Below are 19,804 nucleotides of genomic sequence, written 5' to 3'. Positions count from 1 at the left end.
CCTCCCCGAAACCCCTCCCAGGAGCCACCATGTATGAACTCAAGAACGTCACCAAGCGCTACACCCGGGGCAAGGAGAGCGTCCACGCCCTCGACGGCGTCGACCTGGTCATCGGCGACGGCGACCGCCTGGTCATCCAGGGCCCCACCGGCGGCGGCAAGTCCACCCTGCTCCAGATGCTCGGCGGCCTGGACCGGCCCACCTCCGGCGAGGTCGTCCTGGACGGCATCGACCTGGCCAAGCTGAGCGAGGCCCGGCTGACCCGGGTCCGCAGCGAGAACATCGGCTTCGTCTTCCAGTCCTTCAACCTCATCCCCACGCTCACCGCCCAGGAGAACGTGGAGACCGCCCTCGTACCCCTCGGCATCAAGACCAAGCAGCGGCGCGAACTCGCCGCCGAGGCATTGCACTCCGTCGGTCTCGGCGAGCGCCTCGGGCATCTGCCCGGCGAGATGTCCGGTGGCCAGCAGCAGCGGGTCGCCATCGCCCGCGCGCTGGTGAAGAAGCCCAAGGTGCTGCTCGCCGACGAGCCGACCGGCAACCTCGACGAGAGCACCCGGGACGAGATCATGGACGTACTCGAACGGCTGTGGAAGGAGCACGGGCTGACCTTCGTCATGGTCACCCACGACTCCACGCTCGCGAAGAAGGCCCCCCGGGTCGCCACCATCCGCAAGGGAAAGATCACGGTGAAGGAGAACGCGGGCGCCTGAGACCGGCCGCGCGGGGACTACGCGGAGGTCCCCGCGCGGGTCGCGTCACTGCCCCAACTGGCCAGCAGCCGCAGCGACTCGGCCGACGCGGAACCGGGCTCCGCGTGATAGGTGACCAGGCACTGGTCGGTGCCGTCCGCCAGGCGGAAGGACTCGAAGTTCAGGGCGAGATCGCCCACCAGCGGATGGTGCAGCCGCTTGACGCCGTGGTTCTTCTCCTTGACGTCGTGCGTGGCCCACAGCCTGCCGAACTCCTCGCTCTTGACGGAGAGTTCACCCACCAGGGCGGACAGCCGGGGATCGTCCGGATAGCAGCCCGCGTCCATGCGCAGCGAGCAGACGACGTCGATCGCCTTCTGCTCCCAGTCGACGAACAGATCCCGGTACTCGGGTTTGAGGAACACCAGCCGCGCCCAGTTGCGCTCGGTCACCGGCAGCTCCGCCCAGTCGCCGAACACCGCCGCCGCCATCCGGTTCCAGGCGAGGATCTCCGAACGCCGGCCCACGATGTACGCGGGCACGCCCTCCATCGTGTCCAGCAGCTGCCGCAGCGGCGGGCGCACATGCTGCTGGCGGGCCGCCGGCTTCTTCTTGTGCGACTTCGGCTTGGCCAGATGGGTCAGATGCGCGTGCTCGGCGTCCGTCAGGCGCAGGGCGCGGGCGATCGAGTCCAGGACCTCCGCCGAGACATTGCGGCCGTTGCCCTGCTCCAGGCGCGTGTAGTACGCCACCGACACCCCGGCCAGCTGCGCCAGCTCCTCCCGGCGCAGCCCCGGCACCCGGCGGTGCCGGCCGAAGTCGGGCAGCCCCACGTCCTCGGGCTTGAGCCGGGCCCGTCGGCTGCGCAGAAACTCGCTGAGTTCGGCCCGCCGGTCCAGGGGCGGGCCGGTCACGGCGGCCTGCTGTTCGTCCATACCGCAAGTATCCGTCGTCCCCGCTGGTCGTAGGCATGCCAGCCTGACACCGCCAGTGGTAGGCACAGCGGTCGTACGCAAAGGCGTGGACTGGGTGCGCCGCGGAACACGGGGCACCCTTGGGATGTGCTCGGTGGAAAAGCAGCCGGGCACGCGTAGACCTTGTGAGGGAGAACCCCGCCATGACCACTGTTGCCGCGTACGCCGCGCCCGCCGCGAAGGCCCCCCTGGAGCGGACCGAGATCGAGCGACGGGCAGTGGGCGAGTTCGACGTCCTGATCGACATCAAGTTCGCCGGTATCTGCCACTCCGACATCCATCAGGTCCGCGAGGGCTGGGGCAAGGCGTCCTTCCCGATGGTGCCGGGCCACGAGATAGCGGGCATCGTCACGGAGGTCGGCTCCGGTGTGACGAAGTACGCCGTCGGCGACCGCGTGGGCGTCGGCTGCATGGTCGACTCCTGCCGGGAGTGCGACAACTGCAAGGCCGGCCTCCAGCAGTACTGCGACCGGGGCCCCACCTGGACGTACAACGACACGGGCCGGGACGGCACGCCGACGTACGGCGGCTACTCCGAGAACGTCGTCGTGGACGAGAACTACGTCGTCCGCATCCCCGAGGGCCTGTCCCTCGATGTCGCCGCCCCGCTGCTGTGCGCCGGCATCACCACCTACTCCCCGCTGAAGCACTGGAACGTGGGCCCCGGCAAGAAGGTCGCCGTCGTCGGGCTCGGCGGTCTCGGCCACATGGGCGTCAAGATCGCGCACGCGCTGGGCGCGGAGGTCACCGTCCTCTCCCAGTCCCTGCGCAAGAAGGACGACGGCCTGAAGCTGGGCGCCGACCACTACTACGCCACCAGCGACCCGCAGACCTTCGAGGACCTCAAGGGCACCTTCGACCTCATCCTCAACACGGTCTCGGCCCCGCTCGACTTCAGCGCCTTCCTGTCCCTGCTGCGCACGGACGGCGCCATGGTCAACGTGGGCCTGCCCGAGGAGCCGGTCCAGATCACCCTCCAGTCCCTCTTCGGCAACCGCCGCAGCCTCAGCAGCTCCGGCATCGGCGGCATCCCCGAGACCCAGGAGATGCTGGACTTCTGCGCGGAGCACGGGCTGGGCGCGGAGATCGAGCTGATCGCCGCGTCGGAGATCAACGACGCGTACGAGCGGGTGCTGGCGAGCGATGTGCGCTACCGGTTCGTGATCGACACCGCGACGATCTGACCTGCGTCTGACCCGCGACGATCTGACCTGCGGCGCTCGGCCGTCGCGGCGATTCGCCGCCGGGGGCGGGGCGCGGCCGGGCGCGGCTTGTCCGTGGTCGCCCGCGCCGTTCCCCGCGCCCCTTCGGGACGTGTGTCCTCACAGCCTGCTGTACGTGTCGATGTCCTCGCCGAACTCCTTGATCGCCCGGGTGGTGAGGGTCGGCCGGGTGTCGGAGATGGCGCTCATGTAGTCCTCGGTGTCCGCCGGGCGGCCCTCCCGGTGGGCGACCTCGCGTTCGAAGGCGGCCTGCGCTCCCTTGCGGGCGGCGAACTCGATGTCCGCCGGGGTGAACAGCTCACTCGCGGCGACCAGCCGGCCGAGGTCCACCGAGTCGTTCATGCCCCGGAGATAGCGGGCCCAGATCGCCGCGCGGGCGGTCGGATCGGGCGGCCCGATGGGGATGACGTAGTCGAACCGCCCCGGCCGCAGAAAGGCCGCGTCGAGGGACCGTACGGAATTGGTGGCACACACCAGCAGCCGTGAGTCGTGCTCGCGGAAGACGGGGATCAGCTTCAGCAGCTCGTTGGTCACCCCGTGCCCGGGATCCACCGCCTTGCCGGAGCGGGCGGCCGCGATCTCCTCCACCTCGTCGATGAAGAGCACCACCGAGTCCAGCTCCGCGAGATCGGCGAAGGCGTCCCGCAGCGCCGTGGCCAGCCCCTCGCTGGTGTCGGCGGCGAGCCGCGAGGGGAACAGCTCCACGAACGGCCAGCCGAGCCGGGAGGACACCGCCTTGGCGAAGCTGGTCTTCCCGGTGCCGGGCGGCCCGAACAGGATGACCGACTTCGGCGGCACCACCCCGTAGCGGTCGGCCAGCGCCGGTTCCGTCAGCGGCAGCACCACCCGCCGCTCCACGACCTGCTTCTCCCGCTCCATCCCGGCCATCGCGTCCCACAGCCCCTCGGGCAGCATGCGCCCGCCGAGCGCGGCGAGGACATCGGCGTTCGCCGCGCCGAGCGGTTCGAGCTTCTCGTAGTAGGTGAGGCCCTCACGGCTCCGGTAGCCGCTGTTCGCCAGCGCCTTCGAACCCGCCGCGCCCACCGGCAGCAGCGCGCTGATGTGCCGTACCCCCAGCGCCCGCAGCCGCCGCTCCAGCTCGGTGAGCAGCGCGCTGCCGATGCCGCGCTCGCGCCAGCGCGCGGCGAGCGCCGTCAGCAGGATCCAGCCCCGCTTGCCCTGGGCCTGGGCGACGGCCATCCCCACCAGCTCGTCCCCGACCACCGCGACCACCGCCGTCTGCCCGGCCTTCGCCGCGGCCATGACCTCCGAGACCGGGAACACCGGGTCCTCGTCGGCCTGCCGGCACTGGTCCCAGATCTGGATGGCCTGATCGAGATCGTCGTCGTGATAGTCGCGCAGATGCCATGCCGGCACGGGGCACCACCTCACCGCCAAGGGGGTCTCAGGGGGTCTCCCCATTGTCTCCGCGGGGGCTGGGTACGACATCTCCAGCCGAGGAGCCGGCCGCCGGGACCCGAACGCGGCGATGGGCCCGGCCTCAGACCGCCTCCGCCGCCATCCTCACCGTCTCGTTCCGCACCCGGCAGTAGTACGCCGCCGCGTCCTCGCCCCGGTAGTTCCACGGCAGGGCGTCCACATGGCCGTCGACCAGCCGGAACTGCTCCAGCGCCGCCTCGTGCCGGTCCTGGAGGTGCAGGTAGTAGGCGAGCAGATGGCGCAGCTGGGCGAGGCCCGGGCGGTCGGGGTCGCTCGCCGCGCAGGCCGCCGCGTCGGCGAGGCCCGCGTCGACCAGGGCCAGCATCTCGGGGGTGCTGTCGGCCGCGACATCGGTGGTCTCGTCGTGCTCGAAACGCGCGATCAGCGGCAGCACCGTCAGCAGGCTCCCGACCGGCGCCCGCTCCGCCGCGCGCCGCGCGAAGTCGAACGCCAGCTCCTTCGAGCCGCGCCACTTCGCGCACCAGTACTGGAGCGCCGCGTAGTGCGCGCCGTAGTGGTACGGGTCGCGGCTCGTGATCCGCTCCCACAGCTCGTCCATCTCGGCGTGCGAACAGCCGAGGCCCAGCGCCACCCAGATCTCCACGACGTACGGCGTCGGGTCCTCGGGATTCAGCTCCGCGGCCCGCGCGATCTCCTCCCGTGCGGCGGACAGCATCCGCCCGAACCCCTCGAACTGCTCCCGGCTCGTGTATCTGGCCTGCCGCGCGCCCCGGAGATCCCATGCCAGCCGCACCGTGCTCTGCGCCCTGACCACGGCCGCGTCCGGGTCGTCCGGCCGCGCGGCCTCCCAGGCCAGCAGCCAGCCGTCCTCCTCGGCCGCGAGCGTGCCCAGCTCGGCGGTGAGCGTCGAACGGCGTTCCCAGTCACGCCCGCCGGCCCGCAGCAGCTCGGCCGCCGGTGCCCAGTCGCCGGAGCGTGCCGCCGTCAGCGCGGCCGACCACGCGGCGGGCGGCGGCGCGGCGTGCTCGGTGTCCTGGCGCTCCGCGGGCAGCAGGCCCAGCCGCTCGGCGGCGAGCGCGGTCGCGTCCGGCCCGGGCGGGCTCGGGGAGAACAGCTCCTTCACGAACACACCGGTGAACCACAGGGCGGCGATCACCAGGGGCAGGGCCAAGGCGGCCAGGATCCAGAGCAGGACGGTCATCGGTGAGTAAGGTCCGTTCGTCGGAAAAGAGAGAAGGAAAAGGGCGGGGCGATTCAGGCGGGCTGGGGTGCCGAGGGCAGCAGGGCGCGCAAGGCGGTCGTGTCGGGGTGGTCCGCGAGCGCCGCGTCCAGTGCCGCCTCCAGGGACTTCTCCGAGGACTCGTGCGGGGACTCCTGCGAGGAGCGCCCGTCCCCGTCGGCCGCCGCGGGAAGCGCACCGGGCAGCCGTACGGCGGCCGGCTCGGACCAGGAGAAGTCCCAGCTCAGCAGCGAACGCGCGCTGAACTCGGCCAGCACCATGGTCCGCAGCGACCGGCGCAGCACCGGCCGCGCGAACTCGCGGAACGCCCGCCCCCGTGCCGACTTCGCCTCCGCCGACAGGGGCAACTGCTCCGCCAGCTGCCACAGCCCGCCCGCGTCCACGACCTCCAGCAGCGCCGCCAGCGTCGCCGGCTGCCCGGTGCGGGCGGCCAGCGCCTGGTGCAACGGGGTCTGCGCCGTCGAAAGGCCCGAGGCCATCGAGGCGTTCAGCAGCTCCGGCCAGCCGGGGGCCCGCCCGTAGCGCACCACCTCGTCGGTCAGCACGGCGTCCTCCAGCGCGGCCAGGGTGCGCGCCGGGTCGGTGAGCAGGGCGAGCGCCGGGCCCGTGGCCTCGTCGGCTCGGCCGTCGGCGGGCAGCGCCTCGATGCGCCGCACCCGCTCCGCGATCGGTGGATGGGAGTCGTACGGCGACGCGGGCTCCTCCGGCAGCCGCGCGCGCAGCCCCTCCAACTCCTCGGCGCGCGCCGCCAGCAGCGCGCCGAAGCCGCCGAAGAACTCACCACGCGGCGGCAGCAGCCGGGCCCCGAGCCCCAGGGTGGCGTAGGAGTCCAGGTAGAAGCCGTGCGAGACGGACAGCACCGGGATCTCCCGCAGCGTGGCGGCCATCGTGTCCCGCCCCGCGATCCGGGCGGCGACCTGGTCGGCGGCGAACTCCTGCCCCCGCGCCGTGGACAGCGAGGCCCGCAGATACAGCTTGGCGTACTGGGTGTAGACCGCCGCCATCATCCGGTACGTCGCCCCGGAACCCGAGGTGTCGACCTGCTTCGCCTTCTTGCCCCTGGCGACCCGCCTGGCCCGGGCCTGCTCCTGCTTGGCCCGCTCGGCGGCCACCTTGCCGTCCGCCCGCTCATGGAACTGCTCGATGACCCGCCCCAGTTGCACCCGGCCGCGCACCACCAGCGCGGACAGCCGGGTGTCGCCGCCGGTGAAGTGCCCGTACTCATGGGCGAGTACGGCCCTCAGCCGCGCCTCGGTCAGACCGGTCAGCAGCGGCACACCCAGGTAGAGGCGGCGCGGTCCCGGGAGCAGACCGAGCAGGCGCGGGTCCTCGCTCACCGCCGCGTTGACCTCGCCGGTGAGCCGGATCCGGTCGGGGGCGCGGGTGCCGGCCGCCGCGGCGACCTCCCGCACCAGCGCCCACAGCCGGGGCTCGGCGGCCTCGGTGACATCGATCCCGGGGCCGTCCTCGCCCTTCGGGGTGCGCAGCATGAACATGCCCTGCACGACAGGGACGGCCAGCAGCACCGTCACGAAACCGAGCTTCAGCATCGCCGGGCCGTGCCCCCAGCGGAAGGCGACGACATCGACACCGACCAGCACGGCCAGCAGGACCAGGCTCAGCAGATAGAAGCCGAGCAGCAGCACAAGAGCACGCAGCGCGCGCAGAGTTGCGCCCATCGGGCGGATCCCCCCACAGGACCTCGGAGACAGCGGAACAGAGAAGAACGCGAAGACAGGAGAACGGAGAAGACGCGGAGCAGCCTGAGCCGCGCTGTGGGGGGATGCCGAACTATGCCCTACCGCAGGTCAGAAGGGCAATGAAATTCCTGTGGGCGCCCTGTGAGTGGGGCCGGCCGGGTCAGCCGGGCAGGCTCGCCGGGCTGCCCCCGTTGGCCTCGTACCCCGCCACCGCCAGGGCGCGGTAGACGGCGAACTCGGCCGCCGGGTCGGCCGCCAGCGTCCAGGGCAGGGCGCCGACATGGCCGTCGACGTGTATCAGCTCCTGCATGGCCTCCGCCCAGCGCTCGGCGCGGACCAGGAAGAAGACCAGCAGATGGCGGACGTGCGGCAGTGTCGGGTCGGCGGAGCCTGCCTCGTGCGCCGCGTGCTGTGCGCCCTGGATCGCCTTGGCGACGACCTCGCTCCGGTACAGGCCCAGCACCAGATTCACCTCGGGCAGGTGCTCGAACACCGCGAACAGCGGCAGCGCGGCCAGCAGCGATCCGCGCGGGGCGCGGGCGGCGGCCGCCTCGGCGAAGGCGTACGCCTGCTCACGCGAGCCGTGCCACTTCTCGCACCAGTAGGGGAGCGCGGCCAGATGGGCGCCCATGTGGTGCGGGGCGCGGTCGAGGACCTTCAGCCACAGCCGCTCGAACTCGTCACGGGACAGGCCCAGTCCACGGCCGACGGCCAGCTCGATGATGTGCGGCACCGGGTCGGCGGGTGCCAGCTCGGCCGCCTGCCCGCACACCTCCCGGGCCTCCTCCAGGAGCAGCCGGAAGCCCTTGGTGCCGGTCGCCGACGCCCGCCAGGCCCGCTGCACCAGGAACTCCGCGTGCACGGCCGCACCGCCCGCGTCCTCGGGCCGCTCCGCCCGCCACACCCGCAGCCACTGGCCGCCCGGCGTCTGGTGCACCCCGCCGGGACGCTGTTCGAGCTCCAGCGCGGCCGCGCCGCCGAGGGCCTGCACCCGCTGCCAGCGCAGCTCGCCCGCGGTCTCGGTGCCGGCCAGCAGCGAAGCCGCCGCCCGGTAGTCCTGGGTGCGCTGCACCAGCTCCAGCGCGTCCAGCAGATCCTGGTCAGGGCCCGGCAGCCGTACGTCCAGCTCCTCCTGGCGCAGGAAGCCGTAGTCCGCGGGGTCGGCGGCGTCCGGGTGGTCCGGGTGCACCTGCTCGATCATCCCGCGCCTGCGTCGCACCAGCGGGAGCAGCACGAAGCTCAGCATGAGCAGTGCCATGAGCAGCCAGAGAATCACCATGCCCCAAGAGTTCCAGACAGCGGTGCCACATGACCAACCCCGCCCGCCGGCCTGTGGACAACTCCGATCCTGGGCATGACAGCCGACACAGGGATATCCCTCCGGACACCCCCCGCCCACACCGCCGGGCGCCGGAATCCCGCCGGGCGCACTACGCTCGGTGCACATGAGCGACAGGCACATCAGTCAGCACTTCGAGACCCTCGCGATCCACGCGGGCAACACCGCGGATCCCCTCACCGGCGCGGTCGTACCGCCCATCTACCAGGTCTCGACCTACAAGCAGGACGGCGTCGGCGGGCTGCGCGGCGGCTACGAGTACAGCCGCAGCGCCAACCCGACCCGTACCGCCCTTGAGGAGAACCTCGCCGCGCTGGAGGGCGGCAGCCGCGGCCTCGCGTTCGCCTCCGGCCTCGCCGCCGAGGACACCCTGCTGCGCACGCTGCTCACCCCCGGCGACCACGTGGTGATCCCGAACGACGCCTACGGCGGCACCTTCCGCCTCTTCTCCAAGGTCGCCACCCGCTGGGGCGTGGAGTGGTCCGTCGCCGACACCAGCGACCCGGCCGCCGTACGGGCCGCGATCACCCCGCGGACCAAGGCCGTCTGGGTGGAGACCCCCTCCAACCCGCTGCTCGGCATCACCGACATCGCCGCCGTCGCCCAGGTCGCCCACGACGCGGGCGCCCGTCTCGTCGTCGACAACACCTTCGCCACGCCCTACCTCCAGCAGCCGCTGTCGCTCGGCGCGGACGTCGTCGTGCACTCGCTGACCAAGTACATGGGCGGCCACTCCGACGTGGTCGGCGGCGCCCTGATCGTCTCCGACCAGACCCTCGGCGAGGAACTGGCCTACCACCAGAACGCGATGGGCGCCGTCGCCGGCCCCTTCGACTCCTGGCTGGTGCTGCGCGGCACCAAGACCCTCGCCGTGCGCATGGACCGGCACAGCGAGAACGCCACCAAGGTCGCCGACATGCTCAGCCGGCACGCCAAGGTGACCAGCGTGCTCTACCCGGGCCTGCCCGAGCACCCCGGGCACGAGGTCGCCGCCAAGCAGATGCGCGCCTTCGGCGGCATGATCTCCTTCCGCGTCGAGGGCGGCGAGGAGGCGGCCGTCGAGGTGTGCAACCGCGCCAAGGTGTTCACCCTCGGCGAGTCGCTCGGTGGCGTCGAGTCCCTGATCGAGCACCCCGGCCGGATGACCCACGCCTCCGCGGCCGGCTCGGCCCTGGAGGTCCCCGCCGACCTCGTCCGCCTGTCCGTCGGCATCGAGAACGTCGACGACCTGGTGGAGGACCTGAGCCAGGCCCTGGGCTAGACATCGGCCAGACGTCGCGGCGGACGCCGAAGCGGTGATCCGGGCCCATCGCGGTCCGGATCACCAGCCGTCCACCGGTGGGGTCGTCTGCGACGGCGGCTCCACCCACGGGTGGGCGTACGCCGCCCACACCCCGAACACCACCGCCGCCACACACACCACCACCCACACCACCCGGCGCACCAGCCGCCGGCGCCGCAGCAGCCGCTCGCCGCGCCGTACCGCCTCCGGGTACAGCTCCGGCGGCACCGGCACCGGACGTGCGGCCATCACCCGCCGTACGGCGGCCTCGCGCTCGGCCCGGTTCACCTCGGCCTCCCCACGCCGTACGGCCGCCCGCTCCGCGCCTCCCGTGTCCTCATGACGGCGCCACCTTCGCGTTCACCGTGCGCGGACCGGACGCCCTGACCGGGTGCAGCACCAGGGACGTCGCCCGGTCGCAGACGGTGTGCACACGCTCCGCGGTCAGCCCGAGCAGCGCGGCCGTCTGCTCCTCGGCGACCCCCTCGTACATCCGCAGCACCAGGACCAGCCGCTCCTGCGGGTTCAGCTGGGCGAGCGGGCCGCGCGGCGCGGGCCGCTCCCGGCCGAGGAGGCGGTGCCGGTGCCAGATCGTGCGCGCGAAGCGGACCGCGAGGTACTGGCGCGCGCAGTCGTACGGATCCTCGCCGCGCAGCCGGTGCCAGCGGGCGTAGGTGTGGCCGAGCGCCAGGGTCAGCAGGCGCCGCGCCCGGGGGTTGGCGTCCGGGGCCTCGGCGGTGAGCAGCGTCGCGGCGAGCAGCAGCCGGCCGGCCGCGCCCGCGACGAACGCCTCGAACTCCTGGGCCCGGCCTGCCCCTTGGGCCACCCGCCGCTCACGCAAGACGCCTCCCCCTCAGGGGCCCTGTCCGGTACGGGACAGATGAATCGCGTACGACGCAGGACCCGGCTCTCATATGAGGCCAGCCGGGGCCCCGGGTCAAGACTCGGGATGCTTCCCCTGGGTCCGGGCCGCGAGGCCGTGGTTGAAGCGGGTCAGCAGGGCGCAGAACTGCTCGCGCTCCTGCGGCGACCAGTCCTCGGTCAGCTCCGCCATCAGCAGGCGCCGCGAGGACCGCACCTCCGCCAGCCGGGCGGCACCGCGCGGCGACAGCTGAAGCACCACCGCGCGGCCGTCCTCCGGGTGCGAGGTGCGCTTGACCAGGCCGGTGTCGACCAGCGGGGCCACCTGCCGGGTGACCGTGGAGGAGTCGATGCCCATGCCCGCGGCGAGCGCCTTGACGCCCATCGGGCCCTCCTTGTCGAGGCGGTTGAGCAGCAGATAGGCGGCGCGGTCCATGGAGTTGCGCGCCTGCCCGACACCACCGAGCCGCGTCTGTTCGGCGCGGCGGGCGAACACCGCCACCTCGTGCTGGAGGGAGTCGAGAAGACCGGGATCACCGACGGTCGTCATGTCCATCGACATTTCAGGTGTTGTGGGCATGGCCGGAGGCTCGCTTCATGAAGGGCTGCAAGGTTGGGGGACAGGGTACGCGGCCCGGCGCCGGGCCGTACCGGCGCTGCGCAAACCCGTCTTGGACCTTGGTCACCACCGTCGTGCGCCACCGCGAGCTGCGATGCTGGAGTCATGAACTACCGCACCGCCCACCCCCTGCGTTCCGTCACCCTGGACGATGTACGCGGGGCCCAGAAGATGCTCTCGGGCGTGGCGCGGACGACCGCGATGGAGGGCAGCCGGCACCTGTCCCAGCTGGTCGGCGCGCCGGTACAGCTGAAATGCGAGAACCTCCAGCGCACCGGCTCGTTCAAGCTGCGCGGCGCCTATGTGCGCATCGCCGGGCTGCTGCCCGAGGAGCGCGCCGCCGGAGTGGTGGCCGCGAGCGCCGGCAATCACGCGCAGGGCGTCGCCCTGGCCTCCTCGCTGCTGGGCGTGCACGCCACCGTGTTCATGCCGCACGGCGCCCCGCTGCCCAAGGTCAGCGCGACCAGGGAGTACGGCGCCGAGGTGCGCCTCACCGGCCAGGTGGTGGACGAGACGCTGGCCGCCGCCCAGGACTACGCGGCCCGCACCGGCGCGGTGTTCATCCACCCCTTCGACCACCCGGACATCATCGCCGGCCAGGGCACGGTCGGCCTGGAGATCCTGGAGCAGTGCCCGGAGGTGCGCACGATCCTCGTCGGGGTCGGCGGCGGGGGACTGCTGGCCGGGATCGCGGTCGCGGTGAAGGCGATCAGGCCCGATGTACGGATCATCGGCGTCCAGGCCGAGGGCGCCGCCGCCTACCCGCCCTCGCTGGCCGTCGGACACCCGGTGGCGGTCGCGAACCCGGCCACGATGGCCGACGGCATCAAGGTGGGCAAGCCCGGCGTGGTGCCGTTCGGCATCGTCCGCGAGCTGGTGGACGAGATGCGCACGGTCACCGAGGACCAGCTGTCCGCCGCGCTGCTGCTGTGCCTGGAGCGGGCCAAGCTGGTCGTGGAACCGGCCGGCGCGAGCCCGGTCGCCGCGCTGCTCGCGTCCCCGGACACCTTCGAGGGCCCGGTCGTCTGCGTGCTGTCCGGCGGCAATGTCGACCCGGTGCTGCTCCAGCGGGTGCTGCGGCACGGCATGTCCGCGCAGGGCCGCTATCTGGCCGTACGACTGCGGCTCACCGACCGCCCGGGCGCCCTCGCCACCCTCCTCGGGGTGCTGTCGGGGGTGGACGCCAACGTCCTCGACGTCAGCCATGTCCGCACCGACCCCCGGCTCGGCCTCAGCGAGGTGGAGGTCGAACTCCACCTGGAGACCAAGGGCCCGGCCCACTGCGCCGAGGTCGGCCAGTGCCTGCGCGACGCGGGCTACACGGTCATCCCCTGAGACCGCGGTCGTACAGGTCGTACGGCCTGGGGAGGTACGACGGGACCCCCGGCGTCCGCTGCGGACGCCGGGGGTCCCGGGGTTGGTCAGTTCTGGGGCTCAGCCGTTGTAGGGCTCGGCCTTGAGGATGCGGACCGAGGCCTTCTTGCCGTTCGGCAGCTCGTACTCCGCGTCCTCGCCGACCTTGTGGCCGATGACACCGGCCCCCAGCGGCGACTGCGGCGAGTACGTCTCCACGTCCGAGCTCGCGTACTCGCGGGAGGCGAGCAGGAACGTCATCGTGTCGTCCTCGTCACCGTCGAAGGCGATCGTGACGACCATGCCGGGCGCGACGGCGCCGTCGGCGGAGGCCGGGGCCTCGCCCACCTTGGCGCTCTCGAGAAGCTGGGTCAGCTGCCGCACACGCAGCTCCTGCTTGCCCTGCTCCTCCTTGGCCGCGTGGTACCCGCCGTTCTCACGCAGGTCGCCCTCCTCGCGCGCGGCCGCGATCTTGGCGGCGATCTCCGTGCGCGCAGGACCAGTAAGGTACTCAAGCTCGACCTTGAGCTTGTTGTACGCCTCCTGGGTCAGCCAGGTGACGTTCTCGCTGGTCTGGGTCACAGGGTGCTCCTCGTCGGTACTGGGAATACAAAGCATCGCCCTACCCAGAAGAATGTTCCCTCTTGGATGGGCGAAACCACGAGCCTAACAATTCATCCGCGGAAGGGGGAGGACATAAGCCATCAGAATCACATCAACGCAGGTCGGGCCGTCCGCATTCCGGGTGAAGGAGCGGCGGGGCGGCGCGTCCGGCGCGGTGGACCACTGCCCGGACCGGGTCCCGGCCGGCGATGCTCCCGGCGGGTCAGCCGCTGTGGCAGCCCAGCAGCTCGGCCGTGGTGCCACGGGCGGTCGTACGCAGCGTGACGACCTTGTCGATGCGGGTGGCCGAGCCGGTGAAGTGGAAGTCGGCCCGGCCGACCTCCGTACCGTCCGCCGCCTGGGAACGCAGGGTGCAGTAGCCGTCGGACCCGGCGTCCTTGTGGACCTCCAGGTGGGCCTTGACCGTGGTGTCCGTGGAGTCGAAGGTGATCACCTGGGCGCTGATCTGCGTCTGCACGATGTAGTGGTACGCGAAGTAGCCGACCAGGGCCAGCAGGACGGCGCCGAGCACCACGGCGGCGACCTTGAGTTTGCGGTCGGCACGCTCGTCAGAGGAGCGGCCGTAGCGGCCCGTGGGCAGCCCCGTGCTCGCCGTACTCATGATCGTCCTCTCCGCGGAATTAATCGCCCCCCGATTCGGTCACTATAGAAGCCTTCGATTGCGCCCTGAGCCTTGGGGGCGCCGACCTACCGAGGATTGAGTCTTGACTGACCAGCTGCGACTGATGGCCGTTCACGCACACCCCGACGACGAGTCGAGCAAGGGCGCGGCCACCATGGCGAAGTACGTGTCCGAGGGGGTGGACGTGCTGGTGGTGACCTGCACCGGCGGTGAACGCGGCTCCATCCTCAACCCCAAGCTTCAGGGCGACCCCTACATCGAGGCGAACATCCACGAGGTGCGCCGCAAGGAGATGGACGAGGCGCGCGAGATCCTGGGCGTCAAGCAGGAGTGGCTGGGCTTCGTGGACTCCGGGCTGCCCGAGGGCGACCCGCTGCCGCCGCTGCCCGAGGGCTGCTTCGCCCTGGAGGACGTCGACAAGGCGGCCGGCGAGCTGGTGCGCCAGATCCGCTCCTTCCGCCCGCAGGTGATCACCACCTACGACGAGAACGGCGGCTACCCCCACCCCGACCACATCATGACCCACAAGATCTCCATGGTGGCGTTCGAAGGTGCGGCGGACACCGAGAAGTACCCCGAGGACGAGTTCGGCCCGGCCTACCGGCCGCTGAAGCTCTACTACAACCAGGGCTTCAACCGCCCCCGCACCGAAGCCCTGCACCGGGCGATGCTCGACCGCGGCCTGGAGTCGCCGTACGGGGAGTGGCTCAAGCGCTGGAAGGAGATCGAGCGGGTCGAACGCACCCTGACCACGCATGTGCCCTGCGCGGACTTCTTCGAGATCCGCGACAAGGCGCTGATCGCGCACGCCACGCAGATCGATCCGGACGGCGGCTGGTTCCGCGTGCCGATGGACCTCCAGCGGGAGGTCTGGCCGACGGAGGAGTACGAGCTGGCGAAGTCGCTCGTGGACACCTCCCTCCCCGAGGACGACCTCTTCGCGGGCATCCGGGACAATGCCTGACATGAGCGCAAGCGTGAGCCTGGCAGCGACGGACCTCGTCTCCCTCGCCGATCTCGACCAGAACAAGGTCACCCCTGGTGTCCTCGGCTTCATCGTGTTCGCGGTGATGGCGGTGGCGGTGTGGGGCCTCATGAAGTCGATGAGCAAGCACATGCGGAAGGTCGACTTCAAGGAGCCCGCCGACCCCGGCACGGACAACCACCCGGCCGACACCCCGGCCCAGCGCAGCTGAACCGGAACTGACCTGGCTTTTTGGCCGGGGCTGCCCTGACACTTGGCCTGGGCTGACCTGTCACTTTGGCCTCGGGCCCGGCGACTCGGTCGTCGGGCGACGGACCCGGGTCGCTGTGTCCGTGGGCCTCGGCTCCGGGAGCCGGGTCCGTGGGGCGTTGGCCCGCCGAGTGCCCGGTCCGCGGGACCTCGGCCTCAAGCGCATGGTCCGGGGGGCTTCGGCCTCCGAGCGCCCGGTCCGGGGCGCGTCGGTGTCCGGGAGCTCGGTCCGTGGGACGTCGGTGCCGTCGAGTGCCCGGCCGCGGGGCTACGGCCGCCGAGAGCCCGGGCCGTGGGACGTCGGCCTTCGGGGCTTCGGCAGTGGGAGCCGCCCAGGGTCGCGGAAGTCAGCCCCGGTCGAAGCCGTCGCTCCCGTCACCGCACGGGCGCGGCGGTCCGCACCCATGCGCGGCTGCCGGGCACCTGCTGCCAGGCCTCTGCCGACCAGTCCCCGGACGTGCGCCCGCTTGAGCGGCGGGCGTGCGCCGGGGCCGGTTGGTGAGTTCCGCGTATCCGGATCGCGGCAGCGTGCCGCCGTACCGCGTCTGCCGCCGTCCCGCATGCCACCCTTCGAGGAGCTTCCGCAGGTCCAAGGCTGCTGGGCTCAGGCAACTGATCTGCGGTCCCGGGGCGTCTGTTGTCCGAAGGAAGCGGCCTCCGATGTCGTGGGGTTCGGTCGGGCGAGGCGGAGTGCGCGCGGTCCCCAGTACAGGCACGAGCGCTGTGAGAGGCTGGGTCGTATGAACCGGTTGGCTGGTGTGACCTCGCCTTATCTGCTTCAGCATGCCGACAATCCGGTCGACTGGTGGCCGTGGGGACCTGAGGCGTTCGAGGAAGCGAAACGGCGCGATGTACCCGTCCTGCTGTCGGTCGGCTACTCCGCGTGCCACTGGTGCCACGTCATGGCCCACGAATCCTTCGAGGACCAGGACACCGCCGACTGCCTCAACGCGCACTTCGTCAGCGTCAAGGTCGACCGGGAGGAGCGGCCGGACGTCGATGCCGTGTACATGGAGGCGGTGCAGGCGGCCACCGGGCAGGGTGGGTGGCCGATGACCGTGTTCCTGACGCCGGATGCGGAGCCGTTCTACTTCGGCACCTACTTCCCGCCCGAGCCCCGGCACGGGATGCCGTCCTTCCGGCAGGTGCTGGAGGGGGTCCGGCAGGCGTGGAGCACCCGGCGGGACGAGGTCGGGGAGGTCGCCGGGAAGATCGTGCGGGATCTGGCGCAGCGGGAGATCAGCCATCAGGGGACCCGGCCGCCCGGCGAACAGGAACTCGCCCAGGCGCTGCTCGGGCTGACCCGTGAGTACGACGCGCAGCGCGGCGGATTCGGCGGCGCGCCCAAGTTCCCGCCGTCCATGGTGCTGGAGTTCCTGCTGCGCCATCACGCGCGCACCGGCGCCGAGGGCGCGCTCCAGATGGCCCAGGACACCTGTGAGCGGATGGCCCGCGGCGGGCTCTACGACCAGCTCGGCGGCGGGTTCGCCCGGTACTCCGTCGACCGCGACTGGATCGTGCCGCACTTCGAGAAGATGCTGTACGACAACGCCCTGCTGTGCCGTGTGTACGCGCACCTGTGGCGGGCCACCGGCTCCGAACTCGCCCGGCGCGTCGCCCTGGAGACCGCCGACTTCATGGTCCGCGAACTGCGGACGAACGAAGGGGGGTTCGCCTCCGCCCTGGACGCCGACAGCGACGACGGGAGCGGGCGGCATGTCGAGGGGGCGTACTACGTCTGGACGCCCGAGCAGCTGACCGGCGTACTCGGCGAGGCCGACGCCCGGCTCGCCGCGCAGTTCTTCGGTGTCACCGAGGAGGGCACCTTCGAGCACGGGCAGTCCGTCCTGCAACTCCCGCAGGACGAGGGCGTGTTCGACGCCGAGAAGATCGCCTCCGTCAAGCGCCGGTTGCTCGACGCCCGCGCGCTGCGGCCCGCGCCCGGCCGGGACGACAAGGTCGTCGCCGCCTGGAACGGACTCGCGATCGCCGCCCTCGCCGAGAGCGGCGCCTACTTCGACCGCCCCGACCTGATCGAGGCCGCCCTCGGCGCCGCCGACCTGCTCGTGCGGGTGCATCTCGATGAGCACGCCCGGCTCGCCCGCACCAGCAGGGACGGCCGGGCCGGCGCCAACTCCGGTGTGCTGGAGGACTACGCGGATGTCGCCGAGGGCTTCCTCGCGCTCGCCTCCGTGACCGGCGAGGGCGTCTGGCTGGACTTCGCCGGACTGCTCGTCGACCATGTGCTCGCCCGCTTCACCGACCCCAGGACCGGTGCGCTCTACGACACCGCCGCCGACGCGGAACAGCTCATCCGCCGCCCCCAGGACCCCACCGACAACGCCACCCCCTCCGGCTGGTCGGCCGCCGCGGGCGCGCTGCTCGGCTATGCCGCGCAGACCGGCTCCGAGGCCCATCGGACCGCCGCCGAGCGGGCGTTGGGTGTCGTACAGGCTCTGGGCCCGCGGGTGCCCCGGTTCATCGGCTGGGGGCTCGCCGTCGCGGAGGCGCTGCTCGACGGGCCCCGGGAGATCGCGGTCGTCGGCCCGTCCCTCACCGACGCGGCCACAACGGCCCTGCACCGTACGGCACTTCTGGGCACCGCCCCCGGCGCGGTCGTCGCCGTCGGCACCCCGGACAGCGAGGAGTTCCCGCTGCTCGCCGACCGCCCGCTGGTCTCCGGGCAGGCGGCCGCCTATGTCTGCCGCGACTTCACCTGCGCCGCCCCGACCACCGACCCGGACCGACTCCGCACCGCCCTCGAAAGCCCCTGAGCCGAGCCTCTGATCCGAATGGAAGGGCCGGAAGGCGTCACGCGCCGCTGAGGATCATCGCCCCCAGCGCGAGCTGCGCGCCCCACTGCACGCACACGGCCCAGGCCCGGGAGTACGTCCCCCGGCCCCTGGGCCAGGCCAGGGCAGCGACGCCCGCGGCGAGGGCCAGCCAGAAGGCGGCGTAGAGCGCCGAACCGGGGATGGTCGAGCAGCCCTCGCCGTACATCAGGCACTGGGTGCCGCGGTCGCCGGAGAGGACGACCGCCCAGGACAGGACGACGGTCGGCAGCAGCAGGGCCAGTCCGGCGATCGCCCAGCCGCTGATGAGGCGGTCCTTCTGCCGCGGGGCGAGGGCCGCCACCGGCTGCTCGGTCGTGGTGTTCATGTCCCCATCCCACCGCGCGCCCCCGGCCCGGGGGAGCGGCCCGCTACTCAACCGCTCTGGGTACTCCCCTGGGTACGCATGCTCAACGCCCGCTCCACGACCGCCTCCAGCTGGTCGTGATGCGCGCCCTTCCAGTACGCGCGCCCGCAGGACGCGCACTGCGCGAAGACGTCGTACGACCGCTCGGTGCCGCCCTTGAGCTGATCGGCGACCTCCTCCTTGGTGGCGGCACGCAGCAGCCCGTTGCAGGCCGTGCAGCGGCTCCAGGGGTGGAGTTCGGGGGCGAACCGGCCGAGGACGTCCTGGAGTTGTTCCTCTGGCTGGGTGCTGTAGATGTACGCGCCGGCCCACAGCTCGCGGCGGCGCAGCAGCCCCCGGTCGCGGCTGAGCATCACCCGTTGCTCGGCCGCAGAGAGCGCGGCCAGCGCCGGGTCGCCGATGTCGGTGGACTCGTACGCCGCGTCGACACCGAGCAGCCGCAGCCGGCGGGCCAGGGTGCCGAGGTGGACGTCGAGGAGGAAGCGCAGCGGGGCGCCGGGCACCCGCTGGGGGCGCGCCACCGCCCGGACCCGCACGCTCTCGCCCGCGCGCGGGATGTGCGAGACCGGCACCTCGCGGCCGTCCACGAGCAGCGCGCCGACCTCGGTCAGCGGCACGCCGAGGGACTCGATGACATGGCCGAGCGTCGAGACCCCGTCGGTGCCGAGCGCGGTGGCGCCCGCGCGCCGGGCCGACGGGACGAACAGATGCAGCTCGGGGGCGACTTCGACGCGGATCTCGGTGGCGTTCACCCCGTCAGCATGGCATGCGGGGAGCGGCCGGTCTCAGTGGTTTTCGGCGCCCGGCAGGCCGTGCTCCAGGACGTCAAGGCTGCGGTCGATCAGGTCCCGCAGATCCTCCTGGTGGCCGTGCTCGGCCCAGTACATGGTGGTCTCGATCAGGCCGCCGATCAGCGACATGGCGTAGACCCGCACCTCCAGGTCGCCGGGGTCGCGGCCGGTGCGCTCGGCGACGGCCCGGCACAGCATGTGCCCGGTCACCGACATGCTCTCCATCATCCGCGAGCGCACCGCCGGGACCTGCACCATCAGCCGGGTGCGCAGCCGGGAGACCGCCGGGTCCGCCGCCATCCCGACCTGGACGGCGCGCCGCAGCACGTACCGGATGGTGTCGCCCCAGGGCTCCTCGGCGGGCCGTCGTCTGATCTCCTCCAGCATGACCGCGTCGAACTCGTCGGTGAGGACGATGTCCTCCTTGGTGGGGAAGTAGCGGAAGACCGTCGACGGCGACACCTCCGCCCGGTCGGCGATCTGGTCGATCGTCGTGGCGTCGTACCCCTGCTCCTCGATCAGGGCGTACGTCGCCCCGCGGATCGCCTCCCGGGTCTTGATCTTCTTGCGCTCCCGCAGGCCGAGCCGGGGGCCTTCGGGGCGGGCGCGGTCGGGAGAGGGGACGGGGGAGGTGGGGCGGGCGGCCGTCAT

General features: G+C 72.1%; 20 protein-coding genes. 7 read left to right on the top strand and 13 right to left on the bottom strand.

Features of this window, described 5'->3' with window-relative positions:
- The first annotated feature begins 29 nt into the window (after positions 1-29).
- Entirely contained in the window at positions 30-713 is a 684-nt protein-coding gene (locus HEP81_RS15035) for an ABC transporter ATP-binding protein (protein ID WP_037662821.1), read from the top strand.
- A 17-nt stretch (positions 714-730) separates the two neighbouring features.
- Here HEP81_RS15035 and HEP81_RS15030 read toward each other — a convergent pair whose 3' ends face one another.
- On the bottom strand, positions 731-1,627 hold the full coding sequence (locus HEP81_RS15030; protein ID WP_037662823.1) for a helix-turn-helix domain-containing protein: 897 nt from the start codon (positions 1,625-1,627) through the stop codon (positions 731-733).
- A gap of 182 nt (positions 1,628-1,809) precedes the next feature.
- Between HEP81_RS15030 and HEP81_RS15025 the strand changes: the two genes are divergently transcribed.
- Positions 1,810-2,850 (top strand): NAD(P)-dependent alcohol dehydrogenase, encoded by a 1,041-nt coding sequence (locus tag HEP81_RS15025; protein ID WP_037662826.1) that lies wholly within the window; start codon positions 1,810-1,812, stop codon positions 2,848-2,850.
- 138 nt (positions 2,851-2,988) lie between these two features.
- Here the strand turns inward: HEP81_RS15025 and HEP81_RS15020 are convergent, their stop codons facing one another.
- From HEP81_RS15020 to HEP81_RS15005, 4 genes are all read right to left on the bottom strand, one after another.
- Positions 2,989-4,311: an ATP-binding protein gene (locus HEP81_RS15020; RefSeq protein ID WP_182788937.1), complete on the bottom strand. Its 1,323-nt coding sequence runs from the start codon at positions 4,309-4,311 to the stop codon at positions 2,989-2,991.
- Positions 4,312-4,390: 79 nt separating this feature from the next.
- Positions 4,391-5,491 (bottom strand): hypothetical protein, encoded by a 1,101-nt coding sequence (locus HEP81_RS15015; protein WP_037662831.1) that lies wholly within the window; start codon positions 5,489-5,491, stop codon positions 4,391-4,393.
- Between the two features lie 53 nt (positions 5,492-5,544).
- Complete coding sequence (locus tag HEP81_RS15010; RefSeq protein ID WP_037662833.1) at positions 5,545-7,209, bottom strand: M48 family metalloprotease; 1,665 nt, start codon at positions 7,207-7,209, stop codon at positions 5,545-5,547.
- A gap of 181 nt (positions 7,210-7,390) precedes the next feature.
- Complete coding sequence (locus HEP81_RS15005) at positions 7,391-8,509, bottom strand: hypothetical protein (protein ID WP_037662835.1); 1,119 nt, start codon at positions 8,507-8,509, stop codon at positions 7,391-7,393.
- Between the two features lie 166 nt (positions 8,510-8,675).
- Here HEP81_RS15005 and HEP81_RS15000 point away from each other — a divergent pair, with 166 nt between their 5' ends.
- On the top strand, positions 8,676-9,830 hold the full coding sequence (locus HEP81_RS15000; protein WP_037662838.1) for a cystathionine gamma-synthase: 1,155 nt from the start codon (positions 8,676-8,678) through the stop codon (positions 9,828-9,830).
- A gap of 60 nt (positions 9,831-9,890) precedes the next feature.
- Here HEP81_RS15000 and HEP81_RS14995 read toward each other — a convergent pair whose 3' ends face one another.
- The 3 genes from HEP81_RS14995 to HEP81_RS14985 form a co-directional block, all read right to left on the bottom strand.
- A complete protein-coding gene (locus tag HEP81_RS14995; protein WP_037662840.1) occupies positions 9,891-10,139 on the bottom strand; it encodes a hypothetical protein in 249 nt (82 codons plus the stop codon).
- 49 nt (positions 10,140-10,188) lie between these two features.
- On the bottom strand, positions 10,189-10,692 hold the full coding sequence (locus HEP81_RS14990; protein ID WP_037662842.1) for a sigma factor-like helix-turn-helix DNA-binding protein: 504 nt from the start codon (positions 10,690-10,692) through the stop codon (positions 10,189-10,191).
- 96 nt (positions 10,693-10,788) lie between these two features.
- Entirely contained in the window at positions 10,789-11,274 is a 486-nt protein-coding gene (locus tag HEP81_RS14985; RefSeq protein WP_421673930.1) for a MarR family winged helix-turn-helix transcriptional regulator, read from the bottom strand.
- Positions 11,275-11,436: 162 nt separating this feature from the next.
- Between HEP81_RS14985 and ilvA the strand changes: the two genes are divergently transcribed.
- Positions 11,437-12,666: a threonine ammonia-lyase gene (ilvA, locus tag HEP81_RS14980; RefSeq protein ID WP_037662844.1), complete on the top strand. Its 1,230-nt coding sequence runs from the start codon at positions 11,437-11,439 to the stop codon at positions 12,664-12,666.
- A gap of 99 nt (positions 12,667-12,765) precedes the next feature.
- On the opposite strand, the gene greA is transcribed toward ilvA, so the two are convergent.
- On the bottom strand, positions 12,766-13,266 hold the full coding sequence (gene greA, locus HEP81_RS14975; protein ID WP_037662846.1) for a transcription elongation factor GreA: 501 nt from the start codon (positions 13,264-13,266) through the stop codon (positions 12,766-12,768).
- A gap of 244 nt (positions 13,267-13,510) precedes the next feature.
- Entirely contained in the window at positions 13,511-13,909 is a 399-nt protein-coding gene (locus HEP81_RS14970) for a DUF4307 domain-containing protein (RefSeq protein ID WP_037662848.1), read from the bottom strand.
- Between the two features lie 103 nt (positions 13,910-14,012).
- Here HEP81_RS14970 and mca point away from each other — a divergent pair, with 103 nt between their 5' ends.
- The 3 genes from mca to HEP81_RS14955 all read left to right on the top strand — a co-directional run bounded on the left by mca (position 14,013) and on the right by HEP81_RS14955 (position 17,938).
- The gene (mca, locus tag HEP81_RS14965) at positions 14,013-14,894 is read left to right on the top strand and encodes a mycothiol conjugate amidase Mca (RefSeq protein WP_037662849.1); all 882 of its coding nucleotides are present in this window, start codon (positions 14,013-14,015) and stop codon (positions 14,892-14,894) included.
- Positions 14,887-15,126 (top strand): hypothetical protein, encoded by a 240-nt coding sequence (locus HEP81_RS14960; protein WP_037662851.1) that lies wholly within the window; start codon positions 14,887-14,889, stop codon positions 15,124-15,126. Before mca ends, HEP81_RS14960 begins: the two co-directional genes overlap by 8 nt.
- A 778-nt stretch (positions 15,127-15,904) precedes the next feature.
- Positions 15,905-17,938, top strand: coding sequence for a thioredoxin domain-containing protein (locus tag HEP81_RS14955; protein WP_037662854.1), 2,034 nt, complete (start codon positions 15,905-15,907; stop codon positions 17,936-17,938).
- A gap of 37 nt (positions 17,939-17,975) precedes the next feature.
- Here HEP81_RS14955 and HEP81_RS14950 read toward each other — a convergent pair whose 3' ends face one another.
- The 3 genes from HEP81_RS14950 to HEP81_RS14940 are packed head-to-tail and all read right to left on the bottom strand — an operon-like array spanning position 17,976 to position 19,804.
- On the bottom strand, positions 17,976-18,323 hold the full coding sequence (locus HEP81_RS14950; RefSeq protein ID WP_051850625.1) for a hypothetical protein: 348 nt from the start codon (positions 18,321-18,323) through the stop codon (positions 17,976-17,978).
- A 47-nt stretch (positions 18,324-18,370) separates the two neighbouring features.
- Positions 18,371-19,114 (bottom strand): Mut7-C RNAse domain-containing protein, encoded by a 744-nt coding sequence (locus HEP81_RS14945; protein ID WP_037662856.1) that lies wholly within the window; start codon positions 19,112-19,114, stop codon positions 18,371-18,373.
- Positions 19,115-19,147: 33 nt separating this feature from the next.
- Positions 19,148-19,804, bottom strand: coding sequence for a TetR/AcrR family transcriptional regulator (locus HEP81_RS14940; protein ID WP_106980078.1), 657 nt, complete (start codon positions 19,802-19,804; stop codon positions 19,148-19,150).

The sequence above is a fragment of the Streptomyces griseofuscus genome (genome assembly GCF_014673495.1).
Lineage (GTDB): Bacteria > Actinomycetota > Actinomycetes > Streptomycetales > Streptomycetaceae > Streptomyces > Streptomyces murinus.
The sequence above is the reverse complement of the archived record's forward strand: the minus strand, read 5'-3'. Positions and strand labels throughout refer to the sequence as shown.